General features: G+C 47.6%; 14 protein-coding genes. 8 read left to right on the forward strand and 6 right to left on the reverse strand.

Going from position 1 to position 17,388, the window contains the following annotated elements; translation table 11 throughout:
* Positions 1-78: 78 nt before the first annotated feature.
* Together NDI44_RS25665 and NDI44_RS25670 are read right to left on the reverse strand one after the other, a co-directional pair.
* Positions 79-1,623 (reverse strand): SagB/ThcOx family dehydrogenase, encoded by a 1,545-nt coding sequence (locus tag NDI44_RS25665; RefSeq protein ID WP_190410178.1) that lies wholly within the window; start codon positions 1,621-1,623, stop codon positions 79-81.
* 178 nt (positions 1,624-1,801) lie between these two features.
* The gene (locus NDI44_RS25670) at positions 1,802-2,749 is read right to left on the reverse strand and encodes a DUF4349 domain-containing protein (protein WP_190410158.1); all 948 of its coding nucleotides are present in this window, start codon (positions 2,747-2,749) and stop codon (positions 1,802-1,804) included.
* A gap of 228 nt (positions 2,750-2,977) precedes the next feature.
* On the opposite strand from NDI44_RS25670, the gene NDI44_RS25675 reads away from it, so the two are divergent.
* Together NDI44_RS25675 and ilvC are read left to right on the forward strand one after the other, a co-directional pair.
* Complete coding sequence (locus tag NDI44_RS25675; protein ID WP_190410159.1) at positions 2,978-3,706, forward strand: DUF3891 family protein; 729 nt, start codon at positions 2,978-2,980, stop codon at positions 3,704-3,706.
* A gap of 168 nt (positions 3,707-3,874) precedes the next feature.
* Complete coding sequence (gene ilvC / locus NDI44_RS25680; RefSeq protein ID WP_190410160.1) at positions 3,875-4,870, forward strand: ketol-acid reductoisomerase; 996 nt, start codon at positions 3,875-3,877, stop codon at positions 4,868-4,870.
* 293 nt (positions 4,871-5,163) lie between these two features.
* On the opposite strand, the gene NDI44_RS25685 is transcribed toward ilvC, so the two are convergent.
* Positions 5,164-5,382 (reverse strand): hypothetical protein, encoded by a 219-nt coding sequence (locus NDI44_RS25685; protein WP_190410181.1) that lies wholly within the window; start codon positions 5,380-5,382, stop codon positions 5,164-5,166.
* A 36-nt stretch (positions 5,383-5,418) separates the two neighbouring features.
* On the opposite strand from NDI44_RS25685, the gene NDI44_RS25690 reads away from it, so the two are divergent.
* A complete protein-coding gene (locus NDI44_RS25690) occupies positions 5,419-8,079 on the forward strand; it encodes a CHAT domain-containing protein (RefSeq protein WP_190410161.1) in 2,661 nt (886 codons plus the stop codon).
* Between the two features lie 116 nt (positions 8,080-8,195).
* Here the strand turns inward: NDI44_RS25690 and NDI44_RS25695 are convergent, their stop codons facing one another.
* On the reverse strand, positions 8,196-9,017 hold the full coding sequence (locus NDI44_RS25695) for an SDR family oxidoreductase (RefSeq protein ID WP_190410162.1): 822 nt from the start codon (positions 9,015-9,017) through the stop codon (positions 8,196-8,198).
* 266 nt (positions 9,018-9,283) lie between these two features.
* Between NDI44_RS25695 and NDI44_RS25700 the strand changes: the two genes are divergently transcribed.
* The gene (locus NDI44_RS25700) at positions 9,284-9,490 is read left to right on the forward strand and encodes a chlorophyll a/b-binding protein (protein WP_190410163.1); all 207 of its coding nucleotides are present in this window, start codon (positions 9,284-9,286) and stop codon (positions 9,488-9,490) included.
* A gap of 387 nt (positions 9,491-9,877) precedes the next feature.
* Positions 9,878-10,654, forward strand: a complete 777-nt coding sequence (gene crtW / locus NDI44_RS25705) for a beta-carotene ketolase CrtW (RefSeq protein WP_190410164.1) — start codon at positions 9,878-9,880, stop codon at positions 10,652-10,654.
* A 73-nt stretch (positions 10,655-10,727) separates the two neighbouring features.
* Here the strand turns inward: crtW and NDI44_RS25710 are convergent, their stop codons facing one another.
* Positions 10,728-12,536: a tetratricopeptide repeat protein gene (locus NDI44_RS25710; RefSeq protein ID WP_190410165.1), complete on the reverse strand. Its 1,809-nt coding sequence runs from the start codon at positions 12,534-12,536 to the stop codon at positions 10,728-10,730.
* A 294-nt stretch (positions 12,537-12,830) separates the two neighbouring features.
* Here NDI44_RS25710 and NDI44_RS25715 point away from each other — a divergent pair, with 294 nt between their 5' ends.
* From NDI44_RS25715 to NDI44_RS25725, 3 genes are all read left to right on the forward strand, one after another.
* Positions 12,831-13,883, forward strand: coding sequence for an EndoU domain-containing protein (locus NDI44_RS25715; protein WP_190410166.1), 1,053 nt, complete (start codon positions 12,831-12,833; stop codon positions 13,881-13,883).
* 426 nt (positions 13,884-14,309) lie between these two features.
* On the forward strand, positions 14,310-14,921 hold the full coding sequence (locus NDI44_RS25720; protein WP_190410179.1) for a DsbA family protein: 612 nt from the start codon (positions 14,310-14,312) through the stop codon (positions 14,919-14,921).
* A 112-nt stretch (positions 14,922-15,033) separates the two neighbouring features.
* Positions 15,034-15,786 carry an SDR family oxidoreductase gene (locus tag NDI44_RS25725; protein WP_190410167.1) on the forward strand — a complete coding sequence of 251 codons (753 nt, stop codon included), beginning with the start codon at positions 15,034-15,036 and terminating at the stop codon, positions 15,784-15,786.
* 99 nt (positions 15,787-15,885) lie between these two features.
* Here NDI44_RS25725 and NDI44_RS25730 read toward each other — a convergent pair whose 3' ends face one another.
* Positions 15,886-17,289, reverse strand: coding sequence for an amidase (locus NDI44_RS25730; protein ID WP_190410168.1), 1,404 nt, complete (start codon positions 17,287-17,289; stop codon positions 15,886-15,888).
* Positions 17,290-17,388 lie beyond the last annotated feature (99 nt).

The following is a 17,388-nucleotide window of genomic DNA, read 5'->3' on the forward strand; positions in this document are numbered from 1 at the left end:
TTTGAGATTGAAAAAATCAATGGGCAATCTTAAAATTTACAACGATTTTTTCTTTTTCCTTTTGCCTTTTACTTGCCTTTATCTCGGACGCCCTAAGGTGGTGATGTACACAACCGCTTCATCAGCAGGGATACCCAAAACTTCATTCACCTGGTTATCAAAGAAGCCGCCGATGCCGCTGACGCCTAGACCAAGGTGAATGGCGGCTAAATTCAGCCGTTGCCCTAAATGACCGGCATCCATGTGTAAATAACGATAAACGCGATCGCCATACTGCGCCACTGCTGTTTTCAAATCTGCTGTGTGGAATAGCACCGCTCCCGCATCTCTACCCAAATCTTGCCCCAGGCACAGATAGTGCAATTCCTGGCGGAAATTTTTAAAGCGGATTTGCCGCAATTCCTGAGCTTTCGGTGCGTAATAGTAGCAGCCTTCCTCCAGTCCTTCTACCCCAGACACGGCGATAAAGGTTTCGATTAAATTTAAATCAAAATAGTCTGGAGAGCTATCTAAACCTTGGTCGATGTAGTGCTGGGGTTGGTAGGTGAAATCTAATAAAGCTTTCAGTTCCTCTAGAGTTAGATCTTCCCCCGTGTAGGCACGAGTCGAGCGCCGCTTGAGAATGGTTGTTTCCAAGTCGTGCAAATTTGCTGCCCAATCAATTGGCGTCGTGACGGTTGAAACCTTGAGACAGAAGGGAAAGTTGTATTTATCATCGGGAGTTGGCGGTTGCAGGACATCTTGTGAGATGGGCGTTTTGCCCGTTATCTGCTGGGTTTCCTCAATCTGCGTTGCTTGGTGGCAGTAGCCGAGCAATTCACCATCGGGGATATTAGGATAGTCCGTTTGGGTGACAGAGGGCAATGCAGTTGGGCTGAGGGGCAAGTTTTGTTTCACATCCAGCAAGTCTGCCAGAGCGATCGCGCAAATTGCTCCTTCCTCCTTTGGATCGAGGTAAAGTAACTCATTCACTGCCCGATCCGCAAACCCCCCAATTAAGTGAGGGCGGTAGTCATTCAAGGCACTCGCCAGCTCAATATTGCCCAGCAGATGCCCCGTATCCAAAAAAATCCGCCGATAAGCTCGGTCTTGATAGCGCCAAGCAGAACGGTAGAAGACGGCTGTGGTGACGAGGCACAATTGGGTACTATCTAACACCGGATGCCAAAAACAAGCTGTTTGCAGCGCTTTCCAGGCATCACTTTCCCAAAAATGAATTAAAGAATGGCTCTGAGGCTGATAGTTATAGAGTCCGGGTGGTAAAAGCGGCGTCCCACGGGAAATTAAATAAATCTCCGCGGGGTACAATCCCCCGGCGGAGGGGGCTGCCCGCAGATACATCGGATTTCCCATTGTCATTACTTTAGCCGTCAAGCCATAGCTGCAAAACAGCAGCCGCGACAGGCGACGCCATGCTTGGGTTTTTTCGCCCTCATCGACTAACGCCTCTGGTATTTCTGTTAAATAGGGCTTCAGGTCATAGGTTGAGCCAATTTTGTAGTCTTTAAAAGGCACTGGTTGACGCTCCCAGTCCAGCCCCTGGCTCTTAGAGGCGAGCGTCTGGGGATCGTATTTAGTCCGCTCGTGATAGTGCTGAGCAATTGATACTCGCAATTCTGGCATACAGCTGTCTAGCAACGCTTCCGCTTCGCCTTCCATCTTGCCATCCCCAGCAGCAAACGTGTCGTACCGTTAAGTACAAATAAATCTGTGTCGTTCTGGATTCATCCTGTTTTAACGGTCTTTCGGGGCGAATAGCAGTTTCCCCAATTCCTAAAATTAAGATTGATAAACCCACAGATTAACCGGCGTGCGGGGGTTCGGACGGTTGAGGAGATGATTGCGATCGCTGCTGTTTGAAGCGGTGATAGCCAACGGGAACCGCCACTAACACCAGCAAAAACGGGCTGAAAACTGCTAACCAAATCGCCAACCGGATCAAGCTGGTGGTGAGTTCGCCCAAGGAGTGAGTTGCTTGGTTCCAAGTTTCCCGAACGTCTGAACCTAAAGGTCGCGCTGGGGGAATACCTGCGATCGCTTCTTCTAAAGTTAGGGTAATGGTAGAGTAGGCGACTCGGCTGCGTAAGCTTTTCAATTGTGCATCCAGCTGTTCGATATTTTGCCGCACGTTGCTGAGTTCGTTGGCAACTTTCAGGACATCCCCCACTGAGCCGGAGCGTTCCATAATTTTGAGTAAGGTGCTTTCCTGTTTCCGCAGGTTCCGCAGTCGGGCTTCGTTATCCACGAGTTGATCGGTAACATCTTCAGCGGTGAGGGTGCGGCGCTGTACGGTTCCCAGTTTTGCCAAGAAATCGAGACTGGTTTCGAGCTGCTCTTGAGGAACCCGAATTTGCATGGATGCAGTGTGACGGGCGTTTTCGTCTTTGGGTTTTTGCTCTTGGAATTTTAGTAAGTCCCCCTGCTGTTGTTTAACAATTTTGGAGGCGATTTCAGTGCTTTTTTCGATGGAGTTGACACTCACCGATAGTTCGGCATTTTTGCTCAATTGGGGGCGCTGGCGAGGCACCTGAGCCTTCGCCCCAGCAGGGCTTGCTATGTCTTGGGAGCGAACGGCTCCGGCTTCGGCTGCTGAATTTGCCATTGGCTCTGAATTTGGGGCGGTAGGCGCGAGTTGCGCCAGTTGTGTCTTTTGTTCAAAAGAAGAGGCACAACTGGTTAAAACGATGCCTCCCAGCAAGGCGCTTAAGAATAAAGAAGGTTTTAGCTTTGGATGAAGTGAGCCGTTCATTGCATAACCCCCAATTTAGTTATTGCCAGTATGCCTTACTGAAAAAAGGGGCACGCTGATTGTTGCGGTTTATGCAACACAGGGTGTTGCGGTGATAGGAAAGGGCGACGATACTTTCTCTAATCCGATGAGCGCGATCGCATCTAACGGCTTCCCTAAGCTAGATACGTGCTTTGTTAATTTACTTCACACTAGATCGAGAATTCGAGGAAAAAAGGACTGTTTTTCGTGATTGCTAACTTAGTTGAAAATGGTTGGGAAGTAATTTATCATCGCGCCCATGCCTTGCTAGCTGCTCAAATAGCGGGTCACTGGCACCAAAAAGATCGCCCAGAACGCTTGATCGAGACGGTGGCGGCAATTTCCCATCACGACGACTTAGAACGCGAGTGGGAAGGAAATCACCTCACTGAAGCGGGGGCACCCTTGGACTTTACCCTCGACAAGAAAACGGATCTCAAAAAGCTGGCTACACTGACGCAGAATTCCCGCTACCGAGGACGCTGGGTAGCTTTGTTGATTTCGATGCATACCAGCTTTCTCAATGAAGGGAAACGGGGAGAGTCGCCAGAATTGGACAAATTTCTGGATGAGCAAAAAGAGCATCAAAAGCAATGGATTAAGGGGTTGAAGATTACCCAAAAGGAAGCCGATAAAGCTTATGCATTTATGCAATGGTGCGATCGCTTCTCACTCATCCTCTGCAACCACGAGTTGCCTGCTGGTGAGCGGGCTTTGGAAATTAGCAAGGGGCCAGACGGAAAGCGCTATGATGTGGTGCAACGTAGCGATGGGAATCTCACCGTGAAGCCTTGGCCTTTTGAAGAGGAAAAGTTTACGGTAAATGTGGAAGCGTGCTATCTCAGCCAAGTGAAATTCGACTCAAATGATGAACTCACGCACGCACTTCAAGAAGCACCGATCGACCTTTTAGAGTGGACGTTAGTGAAGTCTTGACGAATGGATAATGGGTAATTGGTCATGGGTCAGTCGCAACAAACCAAGGACTCGCGACTACTAACAATTACCCATTACCAATTTTCTAAGCCTAGGGTGATCTTGACGTAGTTTGATAGAATTAAGAGTTTGCACTACTCAAGATGCTTGCTCCAAGGAGTTGCCCCTATGGCCCGGATGTATTATGACAACGATGCCAACTTAGATTTATTAAGCGGAAAAACCATTGCTATCATCGGCTATGGCTCTCAAGGTCACGCCCACGCCCTCAATCTCAAAGATAGTGGCATGAATGTCATTGTCGGGCTGTATCCGGGTAGTAAGTCGGCTCAAAAAGCGAAAGAAGCTGGTTTAGCTGTCCACACGGTCGCTGATGCTGCCGCAGCGGCTGATTTCATTATGATTCTGCTGCCTGATGAGGCACAAAGAACAGTTTATACCAATGAAATTGCGCCGCATCTAACCGAAGGAAAGGTATTAGCCTTTGCCCACGGCTTCAATATTCACTTTGGTCAGGTTGTCCCGCCTGAGAATGTAGATGTGGTGATGGTAGCACCGAAGGGGCCAGGACATTTGGTGCGACGCACTTACGAACAGGGTGAAGGTGTACCTTGTTTATTTGCGGTGTATCAAGATGCCACGGGACAAGCACGCGATCGCGCGATGGCTTACGCGAAAGGTGTCGGCGGTACTCGTGCCGGAATCTTAGAAACGACTTTCCGGGAAGAAACTGAAACCGATCTATTTGGCGAACAAGTTGTGCTTTGCGGCGGCTTAAGTGCGCTGATTAAAGCGGGTTTTGAAACGCTTGTTGCTGCTGGCTATCAGCCGGAATTGGCTTATTTTGAATGTCTCCATGAAGTCAAACTGATTGTTGACTTGGTTGTGGAAGGCGGTTTAGCCAAAATGCGCGATAGTATCTCCAATACTGCTGAGTATGGCGATTTGACCCGTGGACCTCGGATTGTCACCGACCAAACCCGCACTGAGATGCGGAAAATTCTCCAAGAAATTCAATCGGGTCAATTTGCTCGTGAATTTGTGCTAGAAAATCAATCTGGAAAAGCCGGATTTACAGCGATGCGGCGTCAGGAAGCCGAACATCCTATTGAGGAAGTTGGCAAAGATTTACGGGCAATGTTTAGCTGGTTGAAGAAAGTATAAGCCGTTAGACAGGAAACTTAACCTTGGATAAAAACCCGCTTTCTTTAAAGAGAGCGGGTTTTTAAGTTTTTGCAATACTAATTTATTCTTTTGATGCTTTAATTCAGCTTCTCCCCAAGGATTGCAGCACTAACCGGAAAGTATTGCTGCTTAGCAAGTATGTGTAAAGTTTTATATGGGAAAAAATCGGCTTACCGACAACTTTCATTTTTCTTTATGAATGCGCTCTGACGCCCTGTCATCGGTAATGGATAATGGGAATAAACATTCTCCACTAACCCATTACCAATTGACTATTTGCTTCCTTTTTCCTCTTGTTCAATCGCTTTTTCGGTTCGCTCGTAAACATTTCTGGGTTTCTTGGTGGGAAATAATCCCAGTAAAGAATTATTCAAAGCGGTTCGGGTGTTGAAACTAGCTGTGCTTAAGGGTTTGGGCAGAACGCGATCGCCAAAACCAATAAACATCAAAGCTAAAATAATCACCAATGGCGTAACTGTTTTTTTATCCACGATTGTATGAAAATTTTCCTAAGGTACTTTCTTCTATTGTTCCCTCAAAAACAGGAAAAGTTAAACAGTCAAAAGGGATTTTATCTGTTTTGGGCGGCTGTCTTGTCTTTACTCGCGCCTTTCTATTTATTCCCCCCCTTATCAGCAGCATCGGAACGAGAAAATATCCTGAAGAATTCCCAGGCGCAAGGAGACGAGGATTTTATCAGTGGTGTCAGGGCAAGTGTCAGGAAAAGCTTACAAACCGCCCGTACAGAGAAAGCAGCCATAACGAAACAGGTTGTTAAACCAGATCCCGTCACCATTGATAATCGATCCCAGACATCTGACAGGCAAAGCGCTAGCGAATTCAACGCAGACAAACTGCTGCAACTAGGAATTCGGCAGCATCAAACGGGACAATTTCAAGAAGCCTTAAAGTCTTTGCAAAGGTCACTCAGACTCTACCAAGAGATCGGTTCGCGCCCGGGTGAAGCGAATGTGCTGTTGAATATTGGCGAAACTTACTTCACGTTAGGGCAATATTTGCGATCGCTTGCATTCTACTACCAGAGCTTAGACATTCTGCAAGGCATCGGCGATCAACCGGGCGCGGCTAAGGTGTTGGATAATTTGGGGAATGCTTACTTTTATCTGGGGGATGAAAAACAAGCAAAAGATTTTCGCGATGCAGCGCAAAAGCTGAGACAAGAAATCGGCAACCCAAAACGAGAAGCAGCTTTTCTAGGGAATGTGGGAATCGCTCACGAATCAGAGGGAGAATATCCAGAAGCGATCGCCCTTTACCAAGAACAGCTAGCGGCGGCACGAGAAAGCCGCAATCCGAATGCAGTGCTGGATTCTCTCAATAACCTGGCAGAAGCTTATCGCACCTTGGGACAATACCCGGAAGCCATTGACTTTTATCAGCAGCAGTTGCTAATTGCTCGGAAAAGCGGCAATGTCACCGAAGAAGGGTATTTTCTCAACAGTATTGCGGACGCTTTCGAGGCACAGGGGCAATATCCAGAAGCGATTGAAGTCAGAAGACAGCAAGTTGCGATCGCTCAAAAAAGTGGTGATGCCGCATTGCAACTGATTGCCCTGAATAATTTGGCAAAAGCTTACCAAAATGCGGGGCAATTTGAGCAAGCGATCGCACTGTATCAAGAACCCCTGGAGGCGGCGAGGAAAACAGGCGATCGCTTAGCAGAAGGGACGGCGCTGAATAATTTGGCATTCGCGCTTCTCAAATCAGGTAAACCAGAAGAAGCCAAAGAAACCTTACTCAATTCAGTTAAAACTTGGGATGCTATCCGTGCCAACTTAGGCAGCACTAATCGCTATTTGGACGCGCAAACAACGACTTATCAGCGCTTGCAACAAGTTTTAATTGCTCAAAAACAGCCGATTGCCGCCTTAGAAATGGCTGAACAAGGGCGGATCAGGTCGATTGTCGATTTATTGCGGCTGCGGTTATCTACCGAACCCGTGGGATCGGGTTTAAAACCTGCGCCGAAGAAACTGACTTTCCCGACGATTGAAGAAATTAAAAAAATCGCCAAACAAGAAAACGCCACACTTGTTGAATATTCAATTATTCCCGATGAAGGACTTTATGTTTGGGTGATTCCGCCTAGTGGGGAAGTGACGTTTCGTCGCATCGAACTGGGTGCCCAAAATACAATTTTCCCCGTCTCTTCCATCGAAAATGTAATTGCCAAAATTCCTGAATCTCTAGGATTGCAAGCGCCTGCCAATCCTCCGAAACCCAGAGCAACAGAACCAGCGCCAGCCGGAAATGCAACTTCCTCACCGGCGAAAGCGCCAATCATTCAGCCCAAACCGTTGCTGCAACTGCATCAACTATTAATTAAACCAATTGCCGATTTATTGCCAGAAGATCCAAACGCCCGTGTTATCTTCATTCCGCAAAAAGAAATGTTTCGGATTCCGTTTGCGGCTTTAGTAGATGTTTATGGCAACTCCCTGATCGATAAACATACGATCTTGACAGCACCGGCAATTCAGGTACTTGCTTTAACCAAAGAACAACGAGGAAAAACTTCTGGGGGCAATCGTCTGGTAGTCGGAAATCCCGTGATGCCGCGAATTGCACCAGCACTGGGGCAAGCACCGAAAGCATTACCGCCGCTAGCAAATGCAGAACAGCAAGCCTTAGAAATCGCTGATTTTCTCAAGACAAAATCTTTGCTAATTGGCAATCAGGCGACAAAGGCGGCGGTTTTGGAACAGATGCGGAAAGCGAAGAGCGTTCATCTCGGAACTTATGCGATTCTGGATGATGTGAAGCGCCAAGGTGTACCCGGTGCGATCGCACTTTCTCCCGGTGGTTCCGATAATGGCTTACTTACTTCTGCGGAAATTCTGGAATCCTTTGCCCAACCCAAAAAGCAACACCTGCGTCCTGAATTAGTCGTTTTCACTGCTGTTGAAAACGGTAAGGGTAAAACAACTGGCGATGGAGTAATTGGTTTGTCTACTTCTCTGATTGCAGCGGGTGTTCCGACTGCGATCGTGCCTTTGTGGTCTGCGCCAGATGCTCCCACAGGTGCGTTAATGAGTGAATTTTACAAGCAGTTGAAGCAGAACGACGATAAAGCCAAAGCCTTGCGCCAAGCCATGCTCAAAATTAAGCAACAAAATCCCAATCCCAAAGACTGGGCAGGATTCACCTTAATTGGGGAACCCAGATAACTATCGCGGTTAGTATATACAAATATTTTTCGCGCGAAGGCGCAAAGGCGCAAAGACGAGACAGCGCCTTTGCGGGGAGGGGTTCTTCCCAGATTGCTGAATGAGGGTCGATATGGCTATGCTTCCTTATCTTTGAGCTGGAAGGTTTTCCGAAACACCCACTGCATAAAGCCGGGAAACATATTGTAAGAGGCTTTCGATAGATTGGCGGAACCCACCAACACCTCAGCCCGCTGATGCTTCACCGCCTCCCAAATTGCCTTTGCCACATCCTCTGGCTTCTCCACCACTGGGGTACTCAGCACCAGATCGAGCTGATCTCGACGCGCTTGGGCATCTTCTACATTCTTACCTCCAAAGATTGCCCGTTCCATCAAACTACTCTTGATTAGATTCGGGTAAATTCCACAAACATGAATGCCTTTGGGTGCGAGTTCTGAGTGCAGCGCTTCGGTCAATCCAGTTACCGCAAACTTGCTGGTATTGTAAGGCACAAGATAAGGAACGGGGACTTTGCCGCCGATGGAACTCAAATTAACAATCGTGCCCTGTTTCCGCTCCAGAAAATGAGGTAATAGGGCGTGAATCGTATGAATATATCCCCACAGGTTGAGGTCTATCGTCTGGTGCCAATCGTCTAGGGAAAACGAGTCTGCTGGCCCGGATATATAACGACCTGCATTATTGATCAGCACATCGATAGTGCCATATTCTTCCAGCGCCTTCTGAACGAGGGTTTTCACCTGTTCTGGGTCTCTCACATCGGTGGGAACGGCTAGAGCTTTTCGACCAAGCGATCGCACTTCCTGTGCTGCCGCTTCCAAGCGGTCAGCCTGACGCGCCGCCATTACTAAGTCATATCCTTTCTGGGCAAACAAGAGAGCAGTTGCTTTGCCGATGCCTTGAGAAGCACCTGTAATTAGTACTGTGGAAGCCATACGGTTATTTCAAATAATAGTGCTTTGCTCTCTAAGTTTGTTCAACAAAAACTGGGAAATCCTCTAGCTTTCGTCAGAGTTTTTAATAAAAACTGCTGTAGTTCTGCTCACATAAATCCGATGAACTTTGTGATATAAATTACTTTGTCTAAAACCCCTTACATCTTCCTTGAGAATTAAATGCAGTTTGGGACTATAGACAGAGAGCAGAGATTAATGGGGTAGTTAGGATGTATGCGTAATCAATTTGTTAAGGAATGTAAACGATGCAGACTCGCCCTACTGATTTACCACCTGTTGCTAGCGCCTACAATGGCAAAGACCGCAATGCCTTTCTGTTTGGCTGGAATCCTCAAGCTGAGCTATGGAACGGACGCTTGGCGATGATCGGCTTTTTAGCTTACCTACTTTGGGATTTCGCAGGCTACAGCGTCGTTCGGGACGTGCTGCACCTGGTTTCCTATACCCGCTAATGACTGACTTGCAAGATTCGTCTGGCTGGCAGTTGTAGATAAAGGCTTCATCTGCCAGCCAGACAGTCAAATATCCGATGAAGTTGCCACTGAGGTGCAGTCAGAGGCGGCGGTTAAACGTCTCTGGTTCGGATCGCAGTACCAGCTATCCTTTACAATAGTTATATTATTTTTACAGTATTTAACAAAAAGGAAGCGCTATCTCATCCAAACTACCGAGCATCAACAGGTTTTCTTCCCAGAGGGACTTGCACTCAACCGATTTTTGAAGGATGAGTATCGTTGTAAACCAAGCGCGATCGCAGGTTCTTCAGGATAAGGTAGCGATCGCTTCGCTATTAGCTCCTAAATTTTTGCTCGAAAGGAAAGCTACAAATTTATACAAGCATGATTCAGCTCGAACACGCACCTCTGCAACAAGCGAAACTTCCGCGAATACAAAGAAGTGAAAATCCAATTATTGGACTTGTAATTGCTTTTACTATTATTGGCATCTGGGCAAGCAGTCTGGTTTTCTTGATGTCTCTTGACTGGTCGCAAATTCCTACAGTGTGGAGAATCCCCGCGATCGTTTGGCAAATGTTTCTTTATACAGGATTATTCATTACCGCCCATGATGCAATGCATGGAGTGGTATTTCCTGAAAACCGTAAAATTAATAACTTGATTGGTTCATTCGTTTTATTGTTATATGGATTCTTTTCTTTTGACGAGTTATTGAAAAAGCATGGGGTACACCACCAGCACCCAGCAAGCGAATTCGATCCGGATTTTCATAACAGTCAGCATAAAAACTTTTTTGCCTGGTACTTTCACTTTATGAAAGGTTATTGGAGCTGGACACGCTTGTTTGCTTTAATGGCTTTCTATAACCTGATTGCTTTCACCCTGCCGATCCCAGAAATGAATTTGACTTTGTTTTGGGTGATTCCTTCAATTTTAAGTTCGGTACAGTTATTCTTTTTCGGTACTTTCCTGCCTCATCGAGAGCCACAAGAGGGTTATACAGATCCTCATCGCGCCAAAACTAATGCTCTGCCAGTTTTCTGGTCATTTATCACCTGTTATCATTTTGGCTACCACGAGGAACATCACGAACATCCTCATCTTCCTTGGTGGCAGCTACCAGAAGCTTACAGAATGAATCAGACCGCTTCTAGTTGACAAATCACCGTTTGTACTGCCAATTGCCATTGTAAATAGATAGAAGGGGCGTATTAGATACACCCCTTTTTTATTACTTCTTAATCGGTAATTTTTTAGGTGGCGGGAGACTATTTTTCTTTTTCTCTTCCAATTTTTGTTCTTCTAACTTCTTTTCTTCCAATTTTTGCGTTGCGAGGGTTTTGTTTTCCAACGCTAAAGTGTTTTTTGGATCGAGTTTCAACACTTCATCAAAGACAGCGATCGCTTCTTCTAACCGATCTAACAACAAGAGGGCAACCCCTCGACCGGCAAGAATATTCGCATCATTGGGCGTAATGCGAATCGCTTGGGCGTAAGCTGCGATCGCTTCTTCATACCGTTCTAAAGCGACTAACACGACGCCTCGGTTATACCAAGCTTGTGATAATTCAGGATTGAGGCTAATCGCGCGATCGCTTGAGGCGAGGGCTTCGGGGTTTCTTCCCAAATGCCATAGCACCACCGTTCGGTTCGCCCAGATATCGGCAAGCAGCGATTGATTGAAGTTCGGATCGCTACTTTTAATCGCTTGATCGTAAGCGGTGAGCGCCTTGGGATAGTCTTTTACTGTCCTAAGTATCCTGCCTTTGTTGAACCAAGCTTGGGCATAGTTAGGATTAAGGCTGGTGGCGCGATCGCTCGAAACGATGGCTTCGGAGTATCTTCCCAAAAACCACAGGGTAACGCTGCGGTTGTTCCAAGCTTCTGGGTAATCAGGGTTAAGACCGATGGCGCGATCGTGAGAGGCTAATGCTTCTTCGTACTTGCCTTGTCCGGCTAAGGCATTCCCCCGCTGATCCCAGGCTAATGATGGACTCGCCTCACCCCATCTCCCATCTCCTTGCAATGCTTTATCGCAGGCGGCGGCGGCGTCTTCGTACTTGCTGACTTTGTTTAGCGTCGCGCACTGGTTCGCCAACGCCAGAGAGTAAGTGGGACTCAATTTAACCGCCATTTCCTGAGAGGGGAGTGCTTGGGCGTACTTACCCACCAGGGACAGCAAAACGCCATGTTCAGTCCAAGCGGTGGCGTCTGTGGGATTCAGCGCCAAAGCTTGATCGTAAGAAGCGATCGCTTCTTGGTACTGACTTAATTTTTTCAGCGCCACGCCTCGGTTGTACCAGGCGACGGCTGGAGTCCCAGCGCCCCAATCAGCATCACTTTTCAGCGCCAAATCGCAAGCAGCGATCGCTTGCGAATATTGCCCAGACGCAGAAAGTGCGGCGCATCGATCCGCTAAAGCTAAAGAATAATCTGCTTTAATTTCTAAGGCTTGATCGAAAGAAGCGATCGCTTCGGCGTTCTGTCCCAGCTTCCTTTGCGCTAATCCTTTGTTATACCAAGCGATCAGCGGCGTATTGTTCTCCCAATTTCCATCGCCTCTGAGTGCTTTGTCGCAAGAGGCGATCGCGTCTTCATATTTGCCTAAGTTGGCGAGGGCGATACATCGATCCGCCAAAGCTAGGGAATAATCGGGTTTGAGACGGATAGCCTTATCAGCAGAAACCAGGGCTTCGGTGTATTTTGCTTGTCCTAGCAGCCCATCCACTCGGTCAGTCCAGATTTTCGGTTTTTTGGGATCGAGAGCGATCGCTTGGTCGCAAGCCGCGACGGCTTCTGCATATTTCTTCTCGTCCCCCAATAAATCACACAAACTCCCCCAGTAATCAATGTCCTTTAACTCCAGGGGTGGCTGCGGCGCTGGCTGCGCCAGTATCTGGGAGCCGTAAAAACTAACACTTACACAATAAAAACTTAACAGAAATAAACTAAAAGTAAAAAATCTTTGCTTCGCCTTTTTCTCTCTGCGGGATTGCCCTAGCAATGCGATCGCCTTCTTTAAACTGCCGTAGTCTGCCATAGCGAGAGCTGAATTTTAGACTTCAAGAATAGCATAAGCGCGACCATTTATTACCTTGCCAAAATTAATATTTAACACTTTATCTGTAAAGTAAAATAAACTCTTGCCAGGTTTAAAAAAATTAGAAAAGTATGATTATCTTATCCTTTCGGGAGCTGGCAATAAATGTCCGGATTTTTATAAAAAACGCTTGAATATACTCTGTCAACGCCCTCATCTATTAACGTAATCTTACGGGTTCTTACCTTAACAATTATGCAACGTAATTTTTTTATTAGTTTAGGCGCAAGCCCAATGCTTAGAATTGCCATTTTCTTGCTCGGAATCATTCCGCTACTATCAATCGATGCTGCTTACGCTCAAGTCCCGCCCTCTGGAACTTTCACCGCTACACGCACTTGTGTAGCACCACGAGCAATTAACGGGATAAATCCGGGTAATATCCAAGTCTCAAACGGTCAGCGTTATCAAGCAATTGGCTTCAATTCTCCAAAGCGAAAGTTTATTCAGCTTGCAGTCCCTGGTGCTAAGCCAGAACGTCGCTGGGTTAGTGCTGATTGCGGTAATTTTTCCCCCACAACAGATGCAAGTCCTGAACCGAACTCTGGCACCGTAACGCAGCCATCGACATCGGTACTACCCTTTTTTGATAATGTTAATAATCCAGAGCTTCATGGCTTTCCACGCGGGCAAAAAGCAGACATCACACCGCCATTACCCCAACTCAATGCTTTTGACCAAGCAGTGTTGAGAACCTGCGGAGCGATTGGCAGCAAAGTGACGCCAAGTGCTTTCAAAAGATTGATGTTAGAAAATCGAGATGTACTGCGTGAAATTCAACAAGCAGTGGGTGGGGAACTGCGTGCCGTCCGCAGTACAGAAGCAGAATTTCTCGACGATTTAACGGCTGCTTGGTCTGAGAGAGGCGGCTTTGAACATATATTTTGTGGTGAACTAGAAGGGGCAACGAAAATTGGCGGACTGCACTTTTTTGGCAGATACCGGGAACTGCAAGAGCAAGGAATTGGCGGACGACTTGCGAATAATTTGAACAAAGAAGAAGTCGTTCCAGGGTTAGTTTATACCTTAGGAGTATTCATCAAAAAGGATGGTCAAACTTGGAGAGATAATATCAAAGGATATGCTCTCGTCAGCGATGCCAAAGAAATGTTATTAGATGCGACAAAAGCATTGAAAGCGCAGGGGAATGCTCAGGGAGCTTGCATTTTAACAGTGCAGGATGATGAAACTAAAAAATCTTATAAGGCGGTTTTTGTCAAGAGTCGAGATGCAATCGTTACTTTTTATCCTGATGCGACTCCTGGGGGAAAAGCGTGCAAAAGTTAATTGAATAACTTCATCCCCGCCCCGTTGCTCATAGCGTATACACACACGTCTTCTAGAACCTATTATGTCCCGTTTTGCTCCCCCTAAATCCTTCTATAAATTGAGAGGATAGGGGGAGTATCAATATTCTGCAACTGATACCTCAGATGGAAGGTGGGCGGAAATAGCGCCAGTAGGATTTGAGGGGGATATTGAATGGGATGCAGACATTATTGAAGATTGGAAAAACGAATGGATTGCTTGGGCTTGAGTTGAAGGCGCAGACATGGCTAACCCTGGTTCTGTTCGCTTCCAGCTAGCACCTAGCAATTATTGATGCTTGTCCAGTACCTCGAAAGTCAAGGCGCGATCGCTCTTTTAGCGCTTGAACCCCCACGATTAGCAGTTAATCCCCCTGCGTCATCGTTTGTTGAGAGGAATATGCCATTGACTCTGAAAATAAAAGTTTTCTCCGACTACGTTTGTCCATACTGTTTTCTAGCCGAATTTCCCCTAGAAGCAGCCATTCAGGGAAAGGACGTTGAAGTTGAGTGGATACCCTTTGAGCTTCGACCATTACCACAGGCGACGCTGAAACCGGAAGACGATTATCTTCAAACGGTTTGGCAGCAATCAGTTTATCCGCTAGCGAGAAAAATGGGTGTTGAGATCAAGCTACCAACTATCTCGCCGCAACCACATACGCATCTAGCGTTCGAGGGTTATCAGTACGCGAGAGAACATGGTAAAGCTAACGAATACAATGACCGTCTTCTCCGGGCGTTTTTTCAAGAAGATCTGGACATTGGCAATATCGAGATTTTGACGCAGTTAGCGGGAGAAATTGGGCTGGATGGAAAAGAGTTTAGAGAATCCTTGGAAACTCGAAGGTATAAAACAGCTCATCAGCAGGCATTAGAACAGACTCGCAAAGAAGTCGGTATTACCTCAGTCCCGACATTTATGATTGGCGATCGCATTTTGCCGGGTTTGTTAAGTCAAGAAAGCTTGGAACGAGCCATTGATCAGGCATTGGAGGGCAATCTTAGTCAAAAATAGCGATCGCCTAAACTGCCCATTTTTCTAACCATTGGCGTGAATTCCCTAACCGACAAATTCATCCCCATCGGGATGGGTAAAGTACGACTCTAATCATTACAGGAGATACAATATGGCAATTCTTTCAGGACGAGCTTGGATTACGGGTGCCAGTAGCGGCATCGGTGCAGCAACCGCCAAAATATTGGCTCAGAACGGAGCGAAAGTCGTTTTGTCGGCACGCCGCACCGAGCAACTCGAACAGCTTTCCCAGGAAATTGAACGTGCAGGCGGTCAGGCGATTATCAAACCCTTGGACGTCACTAATCGGGAAGCTGTGGCACAGCTTGGAGAGGAACTCGAAACAATGGGTGGCGTGGACATCCTAATCAATAACGCTGGTTTAATGCCTCTGGCACCGATGCTGGAAGGGCGCGTGGATGAGTGGGAGCGGATGATTGATGTGAACCTGAAGGGACTCCTCTACACAATTCATGCTGTCCTTCCTGGCATGGCTAAGCGCAAGCACGGTCATATTGTGAATCTGGGATCGGTGGCTGGACGTTTTGCCTTTAAAGGGGCGGCTGTCTATTGCGGAACCAAATTTGCGGTACGCGCTATCTCAGATTGTTTGCGCCGAGAGGCAATTGAATATGGCGTGCGGGTGACAGACATTGAACCAGGGGCAGTGGCGACTGAACTTGCCGATTCAATTAAGCACGAGGCAACGAAAGAAGCTGTGACCGGACAAGGCGGTTTTTATGCTCCGGGTGCGGATATTCTGCAAGCGGAAGATATTGCCAACGCGATTCTTTACGTGGTGAGCCAACCTGAACACGTCAATATCGGTGAGTTGTTGATTCGTCCGCGTATTCAGGAACTCTAACGAATTTAACCAGCAGGATAATCCCAGAGCATAAACTGTCTTGGGGCTAATTAGCCTCGTTCCCCAGCTGAGCCGGGGAACGAGAAACAGATATCGCTTTTATTGCGCGGCAAAGTCAGGACGGCGATCGCTCCAAAGTTTTGCAGCTTCTAGTTGTGCGGCGAGGGCAATCAACGTGGTTTCGTCAGCGGGGCGTCCCACCAACTGCACGCCGATTGGCAACCCGTTGGCGTCAAAACCAGTCGGAAGTGCGATTGCAGGCTGTCCGGTGGCATTGAATGGGGGACACGGAGCGATCCACTGAATGATTTTCTGCAATCTTTCCTCCGGATTCAGGTGCGCCCACTCCCCAACCCGAATTGGCTGATGCATATAAATGGGCACTACCAAAACGTCATAGTTGTCAAAAAAGGCAACAATGCGCCGCGCCATAATTTGCATCTGAGCAACCGCTTGCAGATATTCACCCGCAGAACCGGATTTCTCTAGCATCCAGCGATTCATCGGTTCCAAGTAGTCGCCGGGAATCCCCGTCGCCGCCACACCAGCTTGCCAAACTTTGGAAAAAGGTTTGATCAAATCGGTAAAGTCTGGACAACCGGGTTCAACGGTATGACCCATTTCTTCTAGCAATTGCACAGTTTTTTGGACGGCTTGCCCAGATGCCGAATCGGCTTCGCCTATCGGGGGAATTGTTGTAGAAAAAGCAATCCGCAAAGACCCCAATTTTTGGGCAGTTGCGGCAAGAAAAGTCGTTCCTGGGTCGGGCAACCAGTAGGGATCGCCCGCGACATAACCAGACATGACATCCAGAAGGGCGGCAGCATCGGCAACGTTACGCGCCAAGCAGCCATTGGTTGCAATGCCATTTAGATGATCGCCCACAGGTGCATAAGACACCCGACCCCTGGAGGGTTTAATGCCGACTAAACCACAACAAGCGGCGGGACCGCGCACCGAACCGCCGCCATCAGAACCTTGAGCGATCGCACACAACCCCGCCGCCGTAGCCGCCGCTGCGCCCCCACTCGATCCCCCTGGTGTATAGTCGAGATTCCACGGATTCCGGGCGGGTGGAAACGCCGGAGGTTCTGTATAAGGGAAAGAACCTAGTTCAGAAGTCGCCGTCTTACCGAGAATCGTAAACCCCGCCAGCTTAATCCGCGTCACCACGGCATCATCATAAGCGGCAATTTTGTCCATCAGCGCCGCTGTTCCGTAGGTACAGCGAACACCAGCAACGGGGTTGAGGTCTTTAATTGAAATGGGTACCCCAAAAAAGGGCGGAAATTCTTCTGTGTTGCCTGCCAATGCTTCCGTCTTCGCCTGGGCATCGGCAAGCGCCATATCTGCCATGACGGTAAAATAACTCCCCAGTTGGGAATCCAGTCTCTGAATACGTTCCAGGTAAAGTTCCACCAACTCTAGCGGTGATACTTGTTTGCTGCGGATGAGCCGCGCCTGTTCTATCGCTGGGGTAAAAGCTAAATCTGTTTGATTCATGGGAACTTTGGGCGATCGCTATTTAATCTTGAACGCCTGAGCGCGTCTAGGCAATAAAATCCTAGCTTGCCAATAAACATTGTTTCACGCGATCGCTTT

Source organism: Trichocoleus sp. DQ-A3, assembly GCF_039961975.1.
Taxonomy (GTDB): domain Bacteria; phylum Cyanobacteriota; class Cyanobacteriia; order Cyanobacteriales; family FACHB-T130; genus FACHB-T130.